The organism is Yoonia sp. F2084L (genome assembly GCF_023015625.1).
In the GTDB taxonomy this organism is placed as follows: domain Bacteria; phylum Pseudomonadota; class Alphaproteobacteria; order Rhodobacterales; family Rhodobacteraceae; genus Yoonia.
Window position 1 is genome coordinate 909,084 of the sequence record NZ_JALKAH010000001.1, and the last position, 18,889, is coordinate 927,972.

The window sequence follows — 18,889 nt, forward strand, 5'->3', positions numbered from 1 at the left end:
CATGACACATATGACTGAAGCGACACCCGTGACCCTAAATACCGCCAAAGCCGTACCCACCCTGCCTGATGCGCAGACGGTGACGGATGTAAAACACTACACTGACCGGCTCTTTTCGTTCCGGGTGACGCGGCCCGCATCCCTGCGGTTCCGCTCGGGCGAGTTTGTGATGATTGGCCTGATGGGTGATCCTGACCCCAAGACGGGCAAGCAGAAGCCGCTTTTGCGGGCCTATTCAATTGCCTCCCCATCTTGGGATGAAGAGTTGGAATTCTATTCAATCAAGGTGCAGGACGGCCCACTGACATCAAGGCTGCAACACATCAAGCCGGGCGATGAACTGATCCTGCGTCCAAAACCAGTCGGTACTTTGGTGCATGACGCCCTGATCCCCGGCAAGCGGATCTGGTTCTTCGCGACCGGCACAGGCTTTGCGCCTTTCGCATCACTGCTGCGAGAACCGCAAACCTATCAAGACTATGATGAGGTCATTATCACCCATACCTGCCGCGAAGTGGGCGAACTGACTTATGGGCGCGACCTGATTGAGGCGCTTAAAACTGATGAACTGCTGAACGAAGTCATCGGTGAAGGGTTCTGGAAGAAGATCAAGTACTACCCAACCACGACTCGCGAAGAGAGCCCCAAGATGGGGCGGATCACTGACCTGATGCGGTCAGGCGAAGCGTTTGCGGACCTTGATGTAGCGCCACTTTCGCCGGAAACCGATAGGGCGATGATTTGCGGAAACCTCGCATTCAACCTCGAACTTAAAGAGATGTTTGAGGAATACGGACTTGTCGAAGGCGCGAACTCAAAGCCGATGCATTACGTGGTCGAGAAAGCTTTTCTGGACTGAAGGCATCACAGACTACAAAAAAGGGCCGCGTCATGCCTGACGCGGCCCTTTTTATTTTGCGTTTTGAGACGCTTACATGCCTAATAGGTTCTTGATGTTATCCAGAACCGGCTGCAGCAAAGCAGGGTTGTTTTGGGCTGCTTCCAGCGCGGTTGTCAGCATCGGCTTTTGCGCGTCCGGGATTTCGGAACCTTCGATCAGCTGGGTTACTTGGTCGAGGTCGAAACCGTCGACCGTCAAAAGCTCACCCGCCATCTCCATCAGGCCTTCGCCCGCTTCAACAGCTTCAGTTGCAGCTTCTTCAGCGGCAGCTGCAGCTTCTTCGGCAGCAGCAGTGACGGCTTCCTCGGCAGCTTGAGCTGCGGCCTGCAATTCGGCGGCAGCAGCAGTAGCAGCTTCTTCGGCAGCAGCGGCTGCCTCAGCGGCAGCTTGTTCGGCGGCTGCAGCGGCCTCAGCGGCAGCGGCCTCAGCAGCAGCGGCTTCAGCGGCGGCAGCTTCTTCGGCAGCAGCAGCCTCAGCGGCAGCGGCTTCCTCGGCGGCAGCAGCCTCAGCGGCAGCGGCTTCTGCGGCTGCTTCAGCTTCAGCAGCCGCTTGTGCCGCAGCAAGCTCTGCGTCTTGTGTGGCGCCTGTTAGAACACCGACAGCTTCGCCGGGGCTGCGGCCTTCGACGGCGTACTGATAACCAAAAAAACCAATGACAGCTAAAACAACCAGAATAACAATTGCACGCATGGGTCATATCCTTCCAAATTTGTACATTTGGGCCCCATCGGACCTTGAGGCCGGCATATGTCAGATGGGTTGCCAAAGGTGAAGGGTCAATAAGGAGGAGAATTGGGCGGAAAGCCGCATCTTTTGCGGGTTGAAGCTGCCAGTATGGGTGTTTAGTTTGAGCATCATCAAGACGAAACAACACAAAGGATAAAGACCATAGGACGCAGACCCCATAACGCGCCACCACAACGCGACACTGGCCCACGGATTAACGACCGTATCAGGTCAGATGAAATCCGCCTGATCGGTGCCGAAGGCGAAAACGTCGGTGTAGTCACACCCGCACGTGCGATGGAAATGGCCGATGACGCTGGCCTTGATTTGGTGGAAATTTCACCAAATGCCAACCCGCCGGTTTGCAAAATCATGGACTATGGAAAGTTCAAATACGAGACTCAGAAGAAAGAAGCTGAGGCGCGTAAAAAGCAAAAGATCATCGAAATCAAAGAAGTGAAGTTCCGCCCTAATACGGACAGTCACGACTATGAAGTGAAGATGCGCAACGTCTTCAAGTTTCTGGAAAACGGCGACAAGGTAAAGATCACCTTGCGTTTCCGTGGCCGTGAAATGGCGCACCAACAGCTGGGCCGCGAGTTGTTGGAACGTGTGGCCGAAGACACCAAAGAGACCGGCAAGGTTGAAAACTTCCCAAAAATGGAAGGTCGACAGATGGTCATGCTGATTGGGCCGATGCCGAAGTAAGGACAACGGTTGCGGTTGAAGTGCATCACATTGGGGCTGGCACTACTTTGTGCCAGTCCACCACCTGCCTCAGCTGATGATCTTCAAATACTCATAGCCCAAATCGAAGAGGCCGGGATAAATGCAGATGACTTTGAAAGACACGCCGTCACGCTAGAAGATTGCGTGATGACCACCTATGTTTGGCGAAATACGAAGAATCACGGATGGGTGGTGTGGTCTTCGTTTCACTTCAATGTATCCCAAGTCGTTCTTGAGCCTATCGGCCTGAATAACGCGACCCCTTACATGTACATTCCTCCAGAACCGGGAATTCCGGGTGTCGTTACGTTCGGCTTGAAGAGCCGCGATAACGGTCTTGTGCGGCATGAACGCTCAAATCTGAGAAAGCCAACACCGACGGATCGCACCGAACCCTCACCTCGCGGCGATGGTGCCACCCACTATTTTGAATGGCACAACAGCTTTGCCATAATAATGGAGGGTCAGACGTCGGAGCAAAAGGCGAAGGACTTCAGCCTCGGTTATCAGCGCTATGCAGAAGAGTACTGCAACTATGCCGGCTAGAGAGAGGCCCACCGCCTAGGCAGTGAGCCCCGAATGCTTTAACTGGCTGCGGTAACCGCCCTGCCCGTCATAACTTTGACCAGATGCGCCCGGTACTCAGATGATCCGTGAAGGTCGGCGATCATGCCATCCGCGGAGACTGACAAACCATCAAGCGCCGACGCTGAGAAATCAGTCGATAGCGCCGCCTCAGCCTCGCTCCAACGGAATACGCCGTTCTCGGATGCACCTGTCACCGCCACGCGGACGCCATCTGCATATTTGGCGACAAATACACCGACCAATGCGAAACGCGACGCAGGTTGGACAAACTTTTCGTAGTGCGACTTTTCCGGCACCGGGAAACGCACTTCAGTGATCACTTCACCCTCATCAAGGGCCGTTTCGAACATTCCCTGAAAATAGTCATCCGCCGCGATCTCGCGCGCGTTGGTAATGATCGTCGCACCTGATCCAAGTGCTGCCGCCGGATAGCATGCCGACGGGTCGTTGTTGGCCAGCGAACCGCCAACAGTCCCGCGGTTGCGTACAGCCGGATCACCGATATTCCCCGCCAAACCGGACAGGCCCGGAAACGAAGATGCCGTTTCTTTGGCCACGGTTGCATGGTTCGTCGCACCCCCCACGCAGACCGCGCCATCGTCACCGATGCACACACCCTGCATTTCGCCGATCCCGGACAAGCTGACCAACGCTGACGGCATGGCAAGCCGCGCCTTTAGCGTCGGGATCAGAGTTTGCCCCCCGCCCAGCGCCTGCGCGTCTTCGTCTTTCAGCGCCTTTACCGCATCGGCGATCGTGGAAGGCCGTTCAATTTCAAAAGCATACATGAGCGTTCTCCCTTATGCGTTGTTCATGGCAGCCCAGACGCGCGCTGGCGTCAAAGGCATGTCAATGTGGGTGACGTTCTTGCCCCCCGATTGCAGTGCGTCGATAACGGCATTCACTACGGTGGGCGGTGATCCAATCGCACCGCCTTCGCCGCAGCCTTTGGCCCCCAGCGGATTGTGCGTGCAAGGCGTGCCATCCGCATGATCGACCGCGATGAACGGCAGATCGTCAGCACGCGGCATGACGTAATCCATGTAGCTGGCCGACAGCAGTTGACCGTTTTCATCGTAGGTCGTGTTTTCCAGCAAAGCCTGCCCGATCCCTTGGACCACACCGCCATGCACCTGACCGGACACGATCATCGGGTTCATCACGTTGCCAAAGTCATCGCAGGCCGTGAAGCGTTCGACCGTCACTTTGCCAGTCTCTGGATCCACTTCGACCTCACAGGCATACGCCCCTGAAGGGTAGGTAAAGTTCGCCGGATCGTAGAACGCTGTTTCCTCCAAGCCCGGCTCAATATCCTCAAGCGGGTAATTATGTGGGATATAGGCCTTGAGCGCGACTTCCCCAAAGCTGACTGACTTGTCAGTGCCTTTCACTGCGAACTGCCCATCGGTGAAATCCAGATCATCGGCAGAGGCTTCCAGCATATGTGCTGCAATCTTCTTGGCCTTCGCGATGATCTTCTCGGTCGCCCGCACCACCGCAGAACCACACACCGCGAGGCTACGCGATCCATAGGTGCCCATGCCGAACGGGATCTTGGATGTATCACCATGCACGATGTCCACAGAGGCCGGATCAATCCCCAGCATATCACCGACGATCTGCGGAAACACGGTCTCGTGTCCCTGCCCGTGGCTATGCGCACCCACCATGACACTCAGGTTGCCTGTCGCGTTCACGCGGACTGTCGCCGCATCATAAAGGCCCACACGGCTGCCCAGCACGCCAACAAGGTTGGATGGCGCGATACCACATGCCTCTACATAAGCATTGATCCCAAGGCCGCGCAGCATGCCTTTGGCTTCGCTGGCCTTGCGACGCTCTTCGAACGCTTTGCGATCAACCATCGCCTCCATCTTGTCCATCAGCGCATCATAGTTGCCACTGTCGTATTCCAGACCGGCGGCACTGGCGAATGGAAATTGATCCGGCTTGATGAAGTTCTTGCGCCGGATTTCGATCGGGTCCATGCCCAATTCGCGCGCGGCCATGTCGATGACGCGTTCAATGGAATAAGTCGCCTCTGGCCGCCCAGCGCCGCGATAAGCGTCAACCGGGGCGGTGTTGGTGAACACAGCCTTCAGGTTCACATAGACATTGGGCACCGTGTAGTTGCCCGCCATCAAGGTGCCGTGCAGGAACGTCGGCGTCGCGGTCGAGAAGTTCGACAGATAGGCACCGACATTCGCCAGCGTCTCGGTGCGGAAGGCGATGAATGTGCCGTCCTTTTCGCAAGCCAGTTCTATCTTGGTGACGTGGTCACGCCCATGGGCATCACTAAGAAAGGACTCCGAGCGATCAGCGACCCATTTCACAGGGCGGCCCACCTTCTTGGCTGCGGCCAACACGAGTGCTTCTTCGCCATAGTGGTAGATCTTTGATCCGAAACCGCCCCCTACATCAGGCGCGATCACAGTCAGCTTGTTCTCGGGAATACCCATGACGAAAGCCGAGATAAGCAATCTTGTCAGATGCGGGTTCTGCGATGTGGTTTGCAGCAGATAGGAATCACCTGCTGCATCATATGTCCCAATAGACGCGCGCGGCTCCATGGCATTAGGGACCAGACGGTTGTTGATCAGCTCCAACGTCGTGACGTGCGGCGCGTTCTTGATCGCCTCATCCGTGGCGGCGCGGTTGTCTTCGATCCAACCCCAGTCGAAACACTGGTTCGTCTCAATCTCATCGTGGACATAACTGTCACCGGCCAACGCGGCGGCCATATCAACAATCGCGGGCAGTTCCTCGATATCGGCGATGATTTCTTCGGCTGCATCACGCGCCTGCTGTTCTGTTTCGGCAATGACCGCGGCGTAGGCATCCCCCACATGGCGCACTTTACCATGCGCCAGCACAGGGCGCTTGGGCTCTTTCATCGGCTCACCATCACGGCTGTTGATCAGCCAGCCAGCAGGGTTGCCACCGACATCGGCGAAGTCTTCACCGGTAAAGACAGCCAGCACACCCGGCATACTTTCGGCGGCACTTGTATCGATCGACTTGATCACACCATTGGCGACCGTTGATCGTACAAATATCGCCGAAACCTGGCCAAAGGCGTTGATATCAGCCGTATACTTTCCCTTACCAGTCAAAAAGCGCACGTCCTCGCGGCGTGTTGTGCTGGCTCCAATTCCACCATCTTTTGGCATTTATTGTCCTCCCTGTCGGCCACACGACACCCCTCCTCGGGGCGGTGGCCAAGTTTTGTTTGAATTCTCTATTCAGCGGCGACCGCTGAGACATCCTGACCGGATGCTGCCATGATGGCCTTGACGATATTATGATAGCCCGTGCACCGGCAGATATTGCCTTCCAGATACTCCCTGATTTCACCTTCGGTTGGTGTTGGGTTGTCTTTCAGCAAAGCTGCGGCGGACATCACCATGCCAGGTGTACAAAATCCACATTGCAAGCCGTGATGATCCTGAAATGCCTGCTGGATGACGTTAAGCGAACCATCCGCATTGGCCTGCCCTTCAATGGTGGCGACATCCGTGCCATCCGCCTCGACAGCGAACATCGTGCAAGACTTCACTGCCTCGCCGTCAACATGCACGACGCATGCGCCGCATTGTGATGTGTCGCACCCTATGTGCGTTCCTGTCAGTTGCAGGTCATTGCGCAGAAAGTCCGACAACAGCGTGCGGCCCTCCACATTACCTGACACGGACTTTCCGTTCACGGTCATAGTTACCGATGCCATTCTTTCCTCCCGAGAATATATGCTTTGACAAGAGTTAAGCACGCCTATGCCCGGTTGAGAACACCCTAGTTACGCCGCACCTGCAAAGCAGTGGCCTCTTGCGCCTAGATTTCAGCGCGTGGTTTAGGCCGGGTCGGGATTTCCTTCAGCAGGCCACCGACCCCCATTTTGGCGAAATCAGCAGGGGTTGGTGTTACACCACAAACGACCCTCTCCAGCACCCAGTCCGCCCCATTAAGGGCGGGTGAACGCGCGCAACCGGGCAGTCCGATAACGGGCTTTTGCCCATAATAACCCAAGAATAAAAGGTTGCCGGGGTCCACCGGCATCCCGAATTGCGCGACGCTTCCGCCTGCTTCACGCACCGCTGCCGGCCCCACATCATTGATGTCCGAGGTCGCAGAGGCGGTCAGGATGCAAACCACATCACCAGTCGCCTCTTGCACGGCATGCGCCAAGGCATCTCGCGTGTGCGGCACAATCACGCGGGACGTCAGTGTCAGCCCAAGGCGGTCAAGGCGCCCATGCAAAGCCTGCCTGCCTTTGTCGGACGGTGTTGGGCCGATCTGCGTTTCGATCAGCGTAGCGGTCGCGAATTGTGCGGGCAGTACCGACAGACTGGCGCGTGCAGCAGACAATGCTTGGTCCACATCCTGCTCTGGGACGGCATAGGAAATGATCTTGATGGTTGCGACCATCGTGTCTGCGTCGACACGGAAGTAAGGTGGGACCGTGGCCACGGTGATCATCGGATTGACCGCGTTGAATGCATTGATCTGGGCGACATTGATCTGCGCAATTCCGAGGCCCGTTGCAAAAAGATTGACCCGCCCTGTCGCAGCTTGACTGATCCGCAAACCTGACCCAGCGAGGGCCTCTGCCAGTCGCGCGGCGGCAGTATCTTCATCCACATCGCCGGTTTCATACTGGGCCACGGTGACGGTATCCTGCCCCGCCGCCTGCAATGCCTCAAGGTCTGCCGCAGACAACACATGGCCTTTGCGCAAGCGTCCTTTTGTCAATGGAACCGAATGTGCGAGCACGGCTCCTAGTGCCTCCGCCGTGGCAATGCGCCCGAACTTCACGCCGGTTTCCGCAAAGTCTCGGTCACTTGCGCCATGATGCTGACGGCGATTTCTGCAGGGCTGCGCCCGCCCAGATCAAGACCAACCGGCGCGTGAATGCGCGCGACCTCATCATCCGTGAAATCAACCTCTTTGAGGCGCTCAACGCGTTTGGCATGCGTGCGCGTTGATCCAAGACATCCCAGATAAAATACCTCTGATTCCAGTGCAGTTACAATCGCCGGATCATCCAGCTTTGGATCATGGGTCAGGGTCACGACGGCGGTACGCGCATCAAGTTTCATATGGCGCAGCGCCTGATCCGGCCAATCGTCCACAATCGTTTCACCCGGAAAGCGTGCCTGCGATGCAAATGCGGGGCGCGGATCAATCAGAGTAACCTGATACCCGCAGGCCTTTGCCATTGGGGCAAGGTGCTGGGCGATATGAACGGCCCCAACGATGATCATGCGCAACGGCGGATTATGCACGGCAACGAAGGTCCGTCCGTCCTCTTCAACACCCGACCGATCCATCCGAAAGCGGTCAGGATAGGTAGAAGCAGCCTGGAGCCGGGGCGCGCCGCTTTCCAGATCGGTGACATAGGCAATGGGTTTTGCCTCGGACCGCGCCTCGATCAGCCGTTCAAGCAATTCCACGGGCATAACCGGGCCCACAGGTTCAATCAGTACTTTGATCTCACCGCCGCAAGCCAGCCCAACGGCAAAAGCCTCATCATCGCTGACCCCGAATTCCAGCACCCGCTGACGACCGTCGGCAACGGCGTCAATCGCCTCGGTGATGACTGCGCCTTCAACACATCCGCCCGACACAGAGCCTTCCATCGCGCCATCGGCGTCGATCACAAGCTGGCTGCCAACAGGGCGCGGTGCGGACCCCCAGGTTTGCACGACAGTCGCTATTGCGACACCGCGACCAGCGCGATGCCAATTCAAAGCAAGTTGTGGGAGGTCGGTGATTGATTCTGTCATCTGTTCCACATGTTAGTTGACTAGTCTGATCTTATCACAGGTCGCGCCGCGCGACACGGGGTTTGCAATCTTATTCTTTCATCATCGCCATCAGCCGCGCTTTTTCGCCCCCGTCGAAAGGCCGTGACAACGCCTGCGCCAGTCCTTCCAGCGATGCGATGTTATGGCCCGCGCGAAAACTACTGCAATGCGGCAGCATCTGCATGATGCCCGTGGCCTTGGGCGCAAAGCCATCCCAGCGCAGTAAAGGGTTCAGCCAGATCAACTGGCGCGCAGTCAGGTTGAGCCGCTCCATCTCGCGCGCCAGATTGCTGTCCGCATCGCGGTCTAAGCCGTCGGTAATCAACAGCACGACAGCACCCTGCCCCATCACCCGCCGCGACCAGTCGCGGTTGAAGTCGTGCAAACACGCACCAATGCGTGTGCCGCCTTCCCAATCCTGCGCCTCAGCCCCGGCGGCGGCAAGCGCTGCATCCACGTCACGACGGCGCAAATGGCGCGTGATATTCGTCAGCCTTGTGCCAAAGGTGAAAGCATGGACATGCGCCCAACCCTGCGCTTGCCGGTTGGCCACTGCATGAACGAAATGCAAAACAGCACGTGAATACTGCGACATAGACCCCGAAATATCGCAAATGACCACAAGATTAGGATACCTGATCCGCCGCCGCTTTGTCGCAAAATCCGTGACTTCGCCGCCACGGCGCATGGCTGTACGCATTGTGGCTTGCCAATCGGGCAGCTTGCCTGCCCGCGCTTGGGTTCGCCTGCTCAGCACAGGTGGGACCGGCAACGACAAGGTGGCCAGCATGCGCGTGGCCTGGGCCATTTCCGCATTGCTCATCAGCTCAAAATCAAGCGTGCGCAATCGTTCTTCGGCTGACGCTGTTTGCGAAGCGTCGATATCAATCTCGATCTCATCTTCGTTCTCTTCCGGCTTGGGCAGGGGCCGGTCTTGCCCATCAAGCAATGCTTCTGCCGCACGCTTTTCGGCAGGTTGCGCCGCACGTTCTTCTTGCGTGCTGCGCACCATGGGGCGCAGAAACGACATCATTTGTTCGAGGTACTGCGGATCACGCCAATAAAGCCGAAACAACTGCGCAAAGACCGTCCGTTCTTCGGGTTTGCTGACAAAGCAGGCGTGAAGCGTCCAGTAAAAATCTGACTTTTGGGAAAAGCCGACCGCTTGCACCGCGCGGATCGCGTCGATCACACGCCCCGGCCCGATGGCCAGTCCCGCCCGTCGCAAGGCACGCGCGAAATGGGTGATGTTCTGTGCCAGCTTTGGATCGTCAGGCAGATCAAGTTCGGGGTGTTGGAGCATGTTGTTAATGTTGGACTGGGGATTTCACATCCCCAGACCCCTGTGAGGTATTTTTGAACATGAGAAGCATTAGGCGACTTCCAAATCCGCCTTGGCTTCATCCAGAATCCGCTTCGCCTCACTACCTTGCAGCTTTTGAATGTCGTCCTGATACTTCAGAATCGCACCCAGCGTGTCCGCAATCGTTGCCGGCGACAGATTGATCACATCAAGCGCCAAGAGGCATTTTGCCCAGTCGATTGTTTCGGCAACGCCGGGCTTCTTGAACAGGTCTTCGCCGCGCAGGCGTTGAACGAAAGCCACAATTTCGCGTGACAGGTTTTCTGACGCTTCGGGGGCGCGGGCTTGCAATATCTCCATTTCCCGGTCGAAGTCGGGATAGTCGACCCAATGATACAGACAGCGGCGTTTGAGTGCGTCATGCACTTCGCGCGTGCGGTTTGAGGTTAGGATCACGATAGGTGTTTCGGGCGCGGCGATGGTGCCCAATTCAGGGATCGTCACCTGAAAATCGCTGAGTGCTTCAAGAAGAAACGCTTCAAAGGGTGCATCAGTTCTGTCGAGTTCGTCGATTAACAGAACAGGCGCTCCACCCGGTTGCGGGCGCATAGCTTGCAACAGCGGGCGTTCAATCAGATACTCTTCGGTGAAAAGCTCGGTTTTGAGCGTATCGCGGTCGGTGCCTCCTGCTGCCTCTGCCGCACGGATCGCGATCATTTGTTCCGCAAAGTTCCATTCGTAAACGGCAGATGACGCATCAAGGCCCTCGTAGCATTGCAGCCGGATCAGGCGTCTGCCCAATGCCGCCGCAATGACTTTTGCGATCTCGGTCTTGCCGGTGCCCGCCTCGCCTTCCAAAAACAACGGGCGCCCCAGCTTCAGGCTGAGAAACACAACCGTGGCCAGCGCCCGCCCGCAAACGTAATTCTCTGCCGCCAGCGCCGATTGCACATCATCAATGCTTGCAAATGCCATGTCAGTTCCTCCGCGTCTTACAACTGCATCCCGGGCCCGCCGCGTCAAGCCGTCCATTGCCCCGCCCCGGCCAAAGGCATAGCCTGCGCCCAACATCAAAAGGAGTTTGCGCCATGAATGATTCCACACCGATCAAGGCAACGGGTTTTGGCCCCGACCTTGGCCCTTTCGATTGGGCGGATCCGCTTCGGCTGGAGGACCAGTTGACCGAAGACGAGCGTATGTTGCGTGATGCGGCCAATGTCTTTGCGCAAGACACCTTGCAGCCCCGTGTGACAGATGCCTACCGTGAGGCGACCGTTGATCCGGGCATCTTCGCTGAAATGGGTGCTGCTGGTTTGCTGGGCCTGACGATCCCCGAGGAATATGGCGGTCTGGGGGCTGGCTATGTGACCTACGGTCTTGTCGCCCGCGAGATTGAGCGCGTGGATAGTGGTTACCGGTCCATGATGTCAGTGCAGTCATCGCTGGTGATGTATCCTATTCACGCCTACGGCAGCGATGCACAGCGGCAGAAATACCTGCCCGGATTGGCCGCCGGCACTCTGATCGGCTGCTTTGGTCTGACTGAACCTGATGCAGGCAGCGATCCTGCAGGTATGAAAACGACCGCGAAAAAGACCGCAGATGGTTATGTGATCAACGGATCGAAGATGTGGATCAGCAATGCGCCGATCGCGGATGTCTTCGTGGTCTGGGCCAAATCCGACGCCCATGAAGGCAAAATTCGCGGCTTTGTGCTCGAAAAAGGCATGAAAGGTCTTTCTGCACCCAAAGTCGGCGGCAAACTTAGCCTGCGCGCCTCTGTTACCGGTGAAATCGTCATGGACAATGTGGCGGTCAGCGAAGAGGCACTTTTGCCCGGTGTTCAGGGCCTCAAAGGGCCGTTTGGCTGTCTCAACCGTGCGCGTTATGGCATTGCCTGGGGTGTGATGGGTGCGGCAGAAGCGTGCTGGCATGCAGCCCGCCAATATGGGCTGGACCGCAAACAATTTGGCAAACCACTTGCCCAAACCCAGCTTTTCCAGAAAAAACTGGCCGATATGCAGACCGAAATCGCGCTTGGCACGCAGTCCGCCCTGCAATTGGGCCGCTTGATGGAGCAAGGCAAAGCCGCCCCGGAAATGATCAGCCTGATGAAACGCAACAATTGTGGCAAAGCACTCGATATCGCGCGGGCATCGCGCGACATGCACGGCGGCAACGGGATTAGCGAAGATTTTCAGATCATGCGCCATATGGTCAACCTAGAGACCGTGAATACCTATGAAGGCACGCATGACGTGCACGCATTGATCTTGGGGCGTGCACAAACCGGGCTACAGGCCTTCTTTTAGCACGATATGCCGTAAGACGAGGGCACATCATCGCCCATATACCGCCGTAAAGCCTTGGTATTTGCACCGATGAGATCGGGCAAAGACCCGACGGCGGAGCGCGTAAATGGTTGACCGGCAACTTGCCATTGAAACAGATCTGACGGACCTGAGCGCGAACGCGTGGATGGGTGCCGTTGACGAGTTGTGCGAGGAATTCGGTTTTTTCGAGCAGCTTGGCCAAACGCATTTTGCCGGGTTTCTTGAAGCGGGTAACAACCTGCTGGTGACCTTTGAGAACGCACCGACCGTGCAGGCACGCAATGCGAACGCGGAACCGCGTGGCTTTGCCTATGCCCGCCATGATGGTTGGTCGCATCTGGCGCTGTTTTCAACGCAGGAAAGCTGGTTCCGGGACGAAGCCGTTTACGACTTTTTCGACCGCATGGTTGACGACGGGTTTTTCGAAGACTTCGCGAAAATTATCTTTCACGGCGGCGATGGAGGGGCGGCTTATGCGGCGGCGGCATTCTCGGTCTCGGCCCCTGGTTCTACGGTCATCGCATTGCGCCCACAGGCTACGCTTGATGCCACAATCGCGGGTTGGGACGGGCGCTATCTTGCGGCGCGCAAATACGACTTTCGCGGCAGATACGGGTATGCGCCTGCGATGATCGAGGCAGCAAGTGATGTGTTTATCGCCTATGATCCGATACAACGCATTGATGCCTGTCATGCAGCACTATTCCTTAAACCCCATGTGACAGCGCTGCCTTGTCCTTTGCTGGGCACAGCGCTTGATCAGGCGTTTGACCGTATGGGTATCCATGACATCTTGATCAAACTCGCCATGGATAACGCATTGGACCGCAAGCGTTTTGTGCAATTGCTGCGCGCGCGGCGCTATGACCTGTCATATGTGCGCGCCCTCGTGCGCCGATTGGTCAGAACCGGGCATCCCCGCCTTGCCGTCATCATCTGTGACTACATGCTACGGCGCGGGCACGACGCATTTTTTACCGAAAAGCGTGCCGAACTTATCGCAGTCGGTGATGGTCAGACACAATAGAGGTCGCGGTGGACCTGCCTGCCGACACTGGTACGCGCCAGCCCTAGTTTGATATCACTGAGGTTTTGCGCGTTGTATCTTATTCGGTGTTTTTAGATAGATACGCGAAGCAAGTCTGTCGAAAACGGCCAAGGCTGCGTTACTGGTTTGCGGCACTATGCGCTATTCCGCGTCGCGGCGCCCTTCGATCGTCTTTTTGAGAAGGTTGAAAATGCGGGTGCCAAAGTAGCCCAGAATCGCTCCAAAGATGACGCCAAAGACAGTCCCACTCTCAAGTAGCACCGCCAGAAGAGCCGCAGCCAAAAGGGCAACCATGAACGCAATCAGTCGCCTTTCATTTGGTGCAACCGGAAAGTAGCCTTCCAGCACTTTGACAATCGGCCCTGCGACAGGACCTTCAAGTTGCGGCGTGAAAAAACCGGCGGCGGCGGCGATCAAAAAGCCAAGCATGTCGTATCTCCTCTCAGGAACCAACGTATGCAGATGAATATCAGAAATAGCGGCCGTATCTGCAAGGCCCGTGACAACACCTATGGCATCCCCCCGCGCAACGGTGTAATTGCGATTTATGCCTGATAAAGATTTGACCAGCCTGACCATCCGCCGCCCTGATGATTGGCATTTGCATCTGCGCGATGGTGCGATGTTGCAGGCGGTACTGCCAGAAACCACCCGCCATTTCGCTCGGGCTATCATCATGCCTAATCTTGTGCCGCCCGTTGTCACGGCCGCGCAGGCAGAGGCCTATCGGACACGGATCATAGAAGCGATGCCGGCAGGCGCGCGGTTCACTCCGCTCATGACGCTCTACCTGACCGAAGCAACCGACCCGGAAGACGTGCGTGCTGCGCATGCAGCCGGGATCGCGACGGCCGTCAAGCTCTACCCTGCTGGGGCGACGACAAACTCTGCCTCAGGTGTGCGCGACTTTGAGAAAGTCCGCCCAGTGTTAGAGGTCATGGCCGAGATTGGTATGCCGCTTTGTGTCCATGGCGAGGTGACGGATAACGACATTGATATCTTTGATCGTGAACCTGCGTTTATCGACAAGGTACTGAAACCACTGCGCAAAAAGGTCCCTGACCTGAAAATCGTGATGGAGCATGTCACAACGCAAGATGCAGTCGATTATGTGCGGGACAGCATCAAGAACCTGGCCGCCACGATCACAACCCATCACCTGATCATCAACCGGAACCATATTCTGGCGGGCGGGATCAAGCCGCATTACTATTGCCTGCCTGTCGCGAAACGCGAAACGCACAGGGTGGCACTGGTTCAGGCCGCGGTTTCTGGCGACAAACGTTTCTTTCTGGGTACCGACAGCGCGCCGCATACGGATCCGCTGAAGCTACAGGCGTGTGGCTGTGCCGGGATCTTTACCGCCACAAACACGATGTCTTGTCTAGCTGAGGTCTTTGACGCTGCGGGTAAAATTCGCAAGATCGAAGACTTTGCCTCTCTCAATGGGCCGCGTTTTTATGGGCTGGCCCCGAACGAAGACACGATCACACTGACAAAAGGTGAGCCGGTGGTTTATCCTGCACAGATTGAAACCGGCGATGGTCCAGTGACAGTTTTTGATCCGGGGTTTGATCTGCATTGGCGGGTGACAGAGACTTAACTTTTATGCCTCCGGCGGAGGTATTTTTGAACATGAGAAGACGAAAGCTGCTTGAATGATCCCCACTTCCTTTCCTGCCAAAGATGAAATAGCGCGCCTGACAGCGGGCATGTTGATCGAGATTGGGGCCGTTAGTTTTAACGCCGCCGAACCCTTTACGCTCGCATCAGGCAAACAGGCCCCAACTTATGTGGATTGCCGCAAAGTGATCTCTTTCCCGCGTGTCCGCGCGACACTGATGGACTTCATGGCTGTTTCAATCATGCGCGAAGCAGGGTTTGAGGCTTTTGACAATGTGGCAGGCGGTGAAACCGCCGGTATCCCTTTCGGCGCGATGGTCGCCGAACGTCTGGCCTTGCCCATGACCTATGTCCGCAAGAAACCCAAAGGGTACGGTCGCAACGCCCGCATCGAGGGCGTGATGACCGAAGGCCAGCGCGTGATCCTTGTTGAAGACCTGACCACCGATGGCGGATCAAAACTGTCTTTCGTCGATGCGATCCGGGAAACAGGGGCAACATGTTCGGCCACCGCAGTGATTTTCTACTACGGGATTTTCGACGGCGTCGAAGAGACGCTGAGCAATCACGGGGTTCAATTGATCAGTCTGTGCACATGGTGGGACGTATTGGCCGAGGCCAAGGCGCGCGGAGCATACGACGCGGCGACGCTGAGTGCGGTTGAGGCCTACCTCAATGACCCGGCTGGGTGGAAACCCGCCTGATTTTCTTTTCCACAACTGTGCATAAAAACAAGTGAAGTCGGTATCTATCTTGGGATTCCGCCGCTTCGCGATACAAGATGTTGATCGCCGCCGCAAACTCCGCAATAATGAGTAAGTTATCCGACGATATCCACAGACTTCGATCTGGCCCGCCGCGCAGGCAGCCTGCTAAGACCCATCCGGGGAACAGGTGAGTAGTAATGAACGAAATAACTGCATTTAACGCGACCGGCGTCGAACAGGCCGACACCGATCTGATGCCGCATTCGATTGAGGCTGAACAACAGCTTTTGGGTGCGATTCTAACCAATAACGATGTCTTTGATCGGGTTGCGTCTATCATCGGCCCCAAGCATTTCTACGATCCTGTCCATGCACGCATTTTTGAGACTGCAGCAAGCCGGATCGGACGCAATATGCTGGCCAGTCCAGTGACGTTGAAAACCTTCATGGAAGAAGATGAAGGACTGAAAGAACTTGGCGGCCCGCCGTATCTGGCCCGTCTGGCTGGTGCCGCAATTTCAGCCTTTGCTGCGCGTGACTATGCCCAGATGATCTATGATCTGGCAACGCGGCGCGAGTTGATCAAGCTGGGCCGCGATATCACCGACAAAGCCGCGAAAGTCGACGTGGAGCATGAGCCCAAAGAGCAAATTGTCGAAGCGGAACAGGCACTTTATTCGCTTGCCGAACAGGGCGTGTCCGAGAAGGGTTTTCAGTCGTTTCTTGCCGCCGTCACCGAGGCCGTGAACGTCGCCAATACCGCCTACCAGCGTGATGGTGGTTTAGCCGGGGTCTCTACTGGCCTGACGGATATGGATAAAAAGCTGGGTGGTTTGCACAAGTCCGACCTGCTGATCCTTGCCGGGCGCCCTTCGATGGGGAAAACCTCGCTTGCGACCAATATCGCGTTCAACATCGCCAAGGCCTACCGCAAGGGTAAGTTGCAAGACGGTAGCGAAGGGGCTGTCGATGGCGGTGTGGTCGGGTTCTTCTCGCTTGAAATGAGCGCGGAACAACTGGCGGGTCGTATTCTGGCCGAAGCCTCCGAGATTTCATCGCATAAGATCCGCCAGGGCGACATGACCGAAAGCGAATTCCGTCGTTTTGTGGATGCCGCCAAGCAGCTTGAATCCTGCCCTCTTTACATCGACGACACTGCCGCGATCCCGATTTCGCAGCTTGCCGCCCGCGCCCGCCGACTGAAGCGGACCCACGGGCTGGATGTGCTGATCGTGGACTACTTGCAGCTTGTGCGCGGTACGTCAGAAAACCGGGTACAGGAGATCGGCGAGATTTCGATGGGGCTCAAAGCCATCGCCAAGGAGCTCAACATTCCCGTCATCGCCCTGTCACAGCTCTCGCGTCAGGTTGAAAACCGCGAAGACAAGCGCCCGCAACTGTCGGACCTGCGCGAATCCGGTTCGATTGAGCAGGACGCCGACGTGGTCATGTTCGTCTACCGTGGCGAATACTATGTCGAGCGTGAAAAGCCCGAAGATCACAATATGGAAGCTATCGCCGCTTGGCAGGAAAAAATGTCGAGCTTGCATGGCAAGGCCGAAGTCATCGTTGGCAAGCAGCGTCACGGGCCTATCGGTATGGTGGAGCTTGCGTTCACGGCAGAATTTACTCGGTTTAGCGACTTAGCTAAACCGTGGCAGCAGGATCAGACAGAACAATTTTAAAACCGCCGCTTGACTTGGAGTGACTCCAATAGGCTAACTCGTTGGCCATCGGAGGAATGCACGATGCGAATCAACGAAGCTGCGGCCCGCTCTGGACTGACCCAAGACACCATTCGGTTCTACGAAAAATCCGGCATGCTGGCACCCATTCAGCGCGACACACGCGGTTGGCGGGTGTTTAGCGGTGATGACGTGAACTGGCTGACAACCCTTGAACGGCTGCGTGCCACAGGGATGCCACTGGATGACGTCAAACGCTTTGCGATGTCGGCGCATGCGCCGGATTGCAATGCGCCCGACCAACGCGCCCTGCGTTTGGCTTTATTGGAACGGCACGCCATCACGCTGGCGCACCGCGAAGCTGAATTGAAAGCCTGCAAGCATTTCCTCGACCAAAAGATCAATATGTACCGCACATCATTGGAGGTCTCAGATGGCTGATTTCAAACATATTCCGACCAAACCAACCCTTGGCCTTGGCTGCTGGGCCATTGGGGGTCCGTTCTTTACCAACGGCCTTGCCGTCGGCTGGGGCGAGGTTGATGACACCGTGTCCAGGGCCGCCGTCGCTGCTGCCGTCGAACAGGGTGTGATGCATTTCGACACCGCACAGGCCTATGGTTGCGGTCATTCCGAGGTCGTGCTGGGGCAAGCGCTCAAGGCGCACCCGGACGTTGCCATCGCAACCAAGATCGGTTTGGACATCGACACCGAAACAAAGCAACTGATCGGCCCCAACAATGACCCCGAATTTATTCGGCAATCCATTGATGCATCACGCAAGCGGCTGGGGCGCGACCGGATTGATCTGGTGCTGCACCACAACAACGAATTAGCTGTCGATGACGCCAAGCCCGCGTTCGATATGTTGGCAAAGCTTTATAACGATGGGATCATTGGTGCCTACGGATGGTCGACTGACTTTCCCGACAGCCTCCGCGCTTTTGCAGATCACCCCGGCTTTACGGCGGTCGAGCATGCAATGAACGTCTTTGTGCCCGTCACACAGATGGTCGCAACCGTTGAGGAAACCAATCAACTGTCCCTGATACGCTCGCCCCTTGCAATGGGCATCCTTGGCGGCAAATACGACGCCAAGACCACCTTCAGCAAGGATGAGATCCGCGGCAATGATCCGGGCTGGCAAGGCTATTTCAAGGACGGGAAAATCACCGATGCCTACCTCGCACAGCTGGACGCCGTCCGTGACACGCTTCGATCTGACGGGCGCAGCCTTGTACAAGGTGCAATTGCATGGCTGTGGGCGCGTACACCTAATGCAATGCCGATCCCGGGCTTCCGCACGCCAGAGCAGGTCAATGATCTTTGTGGCGCGCTAGAGCATGGCCCGCTGACGTCCGCACAGATGGCCGAGATCGAGACGATACTTGATCGGCCCGAAGAAGGCCCGCCAACAACGCTCTGAAGGTGATGGCGGGGCTCGC

General features: G+C 56.7%; 19 protein-coding genes. 10 read left to right on the top strand and 9 right to left on the bottom strand.

The window, feature by feature from the left end; genetic code table 11:
• The first annotated feature begins 1 nt into the window (after position 1).
• Positions 2-859, top strand: a complete 858-nt coding sequence (locus MWU60_RS04465; protein WP_247225919.1) for a ferredoxin--NADP reductase — start codon at positions 2-4, stop codon at positions 857-859.
• A gap of 72 nt (positions 860-931) precedes the next feature.
• On the opposite strand, the gene MWU60_RS04470 is transcribed toward MWU60_RS04465, so the two are convergent.
• Positions 932-1,591 carry a hypothetical protein gene (locus MWU60_RS04470; protein WP_247225920.1) on the bottom strand — a complete coding sequence of 220 codons (660 nt, stop codon included), beginning with the start codon at positions 1,589-1,591 and terminating at the stop codon, positions 932-934.
• Positions 1,592-1,789: 198 nt separating this feature from the next.
• Here MWU60_RS04470 and infC point away from each other — a divergent pair, with 198 nt between their 5' ends.
• Positions 1,790-2,335, top strand: a complete 546-nt coding sequence (gene infC / locus MWU60_RS04475) for a translation initiation factor IF-3 (RefSeq protein ID WP_247226177.1) — start codon at positions 1,790-1,792, stop codon at positions 2,333-2,335.
• A gap of 168 nt (positions 2,336-2,503) precedes the next feature.
• A complete protein-coding gene (locus MWU60_RS04480; RefSeq protein ID WP_247225921.1) occupies positions 2,504-2,902 on the top strand; it encodes a hypothetical protein in 399 nt (132 codons plus the stop codon).
• A 38-nt stretch (positions 2,903-2,940) separates the two neighbouring features.
• Here the strand turns inward: MWU60_RS04480 and MWU60_RS04485 are convergent, their stop codons facing one another.
• The 7 genes from MWU60_RS04485 to MWU60_RS04515 form a co-directional block, all read right to left on the bottom strand.
• Positions 2,941-3,732 carry a xanthine dehydrogenase family protein subunit M gene (locus MWU60_RS04485; protein ID WP_247225922.1) on the bottom strand — a complete coding sequence of 264 codons (792 nt, stop codon included), beginning with the start codon at positions 3,730-3,732 and terminating at the stop codon, positions 2,941-2,943.
• A 12-nt stretch (positions 3,733-3,744) separates the two neighbouring features.
• The gene (locus MWU60_RS04490) at positions 3,745-6,114 is read right to left on the bottom strand and encodes a xanthine dehydrogenase family protein molybdopterin-binding subunit (protein WP_247225923.1); all 2,370 of its coding nucleotides are present in this window, start codon (positions 6,112-6,114) and stop codon (positions 3,745-3,747) included.
• Between the two features lie 68 nt (positions 6,115-6,182).
• Positions 6,183-6,668: a (2Fe-2S)-binding protein gene (locus tag MWU60_RS04495; RefSeq protein ID WP_247225924.1), complete on the bottom strand. Its 486-nt coding sequence runs from the start codon at positions 6,666-6,668 to the stop codon at positions 6,183-6,185.
• A 104-nt stretch (positions 6,669-6,772) separates the two neighbouring features.
• A complete protein-coding gene (locus MWU60_RS04500; RefSeq protein ID WP_247225925.1) occupies positions 6,773-7,753 on the bottom strand; it encodes a molybdopterin-binding protein in 981 nt (326 codons plus the stop codon).
• Complete coding sequence (locus tag MWU60_RS04505; protein ID WP_247225926.1) at positions 7,750-8,724, bottom strand: XdhC family protein; 975 nt, start codon at positions 8,722-8,724, stop codon at positions 7,750-7,752. Before MWU60_RS04505 ends, MWU60_RS04500 begins: the two co-directional genes overlap by 4 nt.
• Before the next feature lie 70 nt (positions 8,725-8,794).
• A complete protein-coding gene (locus MWU60_RS04510; protein WP_247225927.1) occupies positions 8,795-10,048 on the bottom strand; it encodes a VWA domain-containing protein in 1,254 nt (417 codons plus the stop codon).
• Between the two features lie 69 nt (positions 10,049-10,117).
• Positions 10,118-11,023, bottom strand: coding sequence for a MoxR family ATPase (locus MWU60_RS04515; RefSeq protein ID WP_247225928.1), 906 nt, complete (start codon positions 11,021-11,023; stop codon positions 10,118-10,120).
• A 113-nt stretch (positions 11,024-11,136) separates the two neighbouring features.
• On the opposite strand from MWU60_RS04515, the gene MWU60_RS04520 reads away from it, so the two are divergent.
• Entirely contained in the window at positions 11,137-12,360 is a 1,224-nt protein-coding gene (locus tag MWU60_RS04520) for an acyl-CoA dehydrogenase (RefSeq protein WP_247225929.1), read from the top strand.
• 106 nt (positions 12,361-12,466) lie between these two features.
• Positions 12,467-13,408 carry a phosphoadenosine phosphosulfate reductase gene (locus tag MWU60_RS04525; protein ID WP_247225930.1) on the top strand — a complete coding sequence of 314 codons (942 nt, stop codon included), beginning with the start codon at positions 12,467-12,469 and terminating at the stop codon, positions 13,406-13,408.
• Between the two features lie 162 nt (positions 13,409-13,570).
• On the opposite strand, the gene MWU60_RS04530 is transcribed toward MWU60_RS04525, so the two are convergent.
• Positions 13,571-13,858, bottom strand: a complete 288-nt coding sequence (locus MWU60_RS04530) for a hypothetical protein (protein WP_247225931.1) — start codon at positions 13,856-13,858, stop codon at positions 13,571-13,573.
• A gap of 118 nt (positions 13,859-13,976) precedes the next feature.
• On the opposite strand from MWU60_RS04530, the gene pyrC reads away from it, so the two are divergent.
• From pyrC to MWU60_RS04555, 5 genes are all read left to right on the top strand, one after another.
• Positions 13,977-15,032, top strand: coding sequence for a dihydroorotase (gene pyrC / locus MWU60_RS04535; protein ID WP_247225932.1), 1,056 nt, complete (start codon positions 13,977-13,979; stop codon positions 15,030-15,032).
• A gap of 55 nt (positions 15,033-15,087) precedes the next feature.
• On the top strand, positions 15,088-15,756 hold the full coding sequence (locus MWU60_RS04540; protein WP_247225933.1) for an orotate phosphoribosyltransferase: 669 nt from the start codon (positions 15,088-15,090) through the stop codon (positions 15,754-15,756).
• A gap of 200 nt (positions 15,757-15,956) precedes the next feature.
• Positions 15,957-17,444: a replicative DNA helicase gene (locus MWU60_RS04545; RefSeq protein ID WP_247225934.1), complete on the top strand. Its 1,488-nt coding sequence runs from the start codon at positions 15,957-15,959 to the stop codon at positions 17,442-17,444.
• Between the two features lie 63 nt (positions 17,445-17,507).
• On the top strand, positions 17,508-17,885 hold the full coding sequence (locus MWU60_RS04550) for a MerR family transcriptional regulator (protein ID WP_247225935.1): 378 nt from the start codon (positions 17,508-17,510) through the stop codon (positions 17,883-17,885).
• Positions 17,878-18,870: an aldo/keto reductase gene (locus MWU60_RS04555; protein WP_247225936.1), complete on the top strand. Its 993-nt coding sequence runs from the start codon at positions 17,878-17,880 to the stop codon at positions 18,868-18,870. The genes MWU60_RS04550 and MWU60_RS04555 overlap by 8 nt, the downstream gene beginning before the upstream one ends.
• The last annotated feature ends 19 nt before the right edge of the window (positions 18,871-18,889 follow it).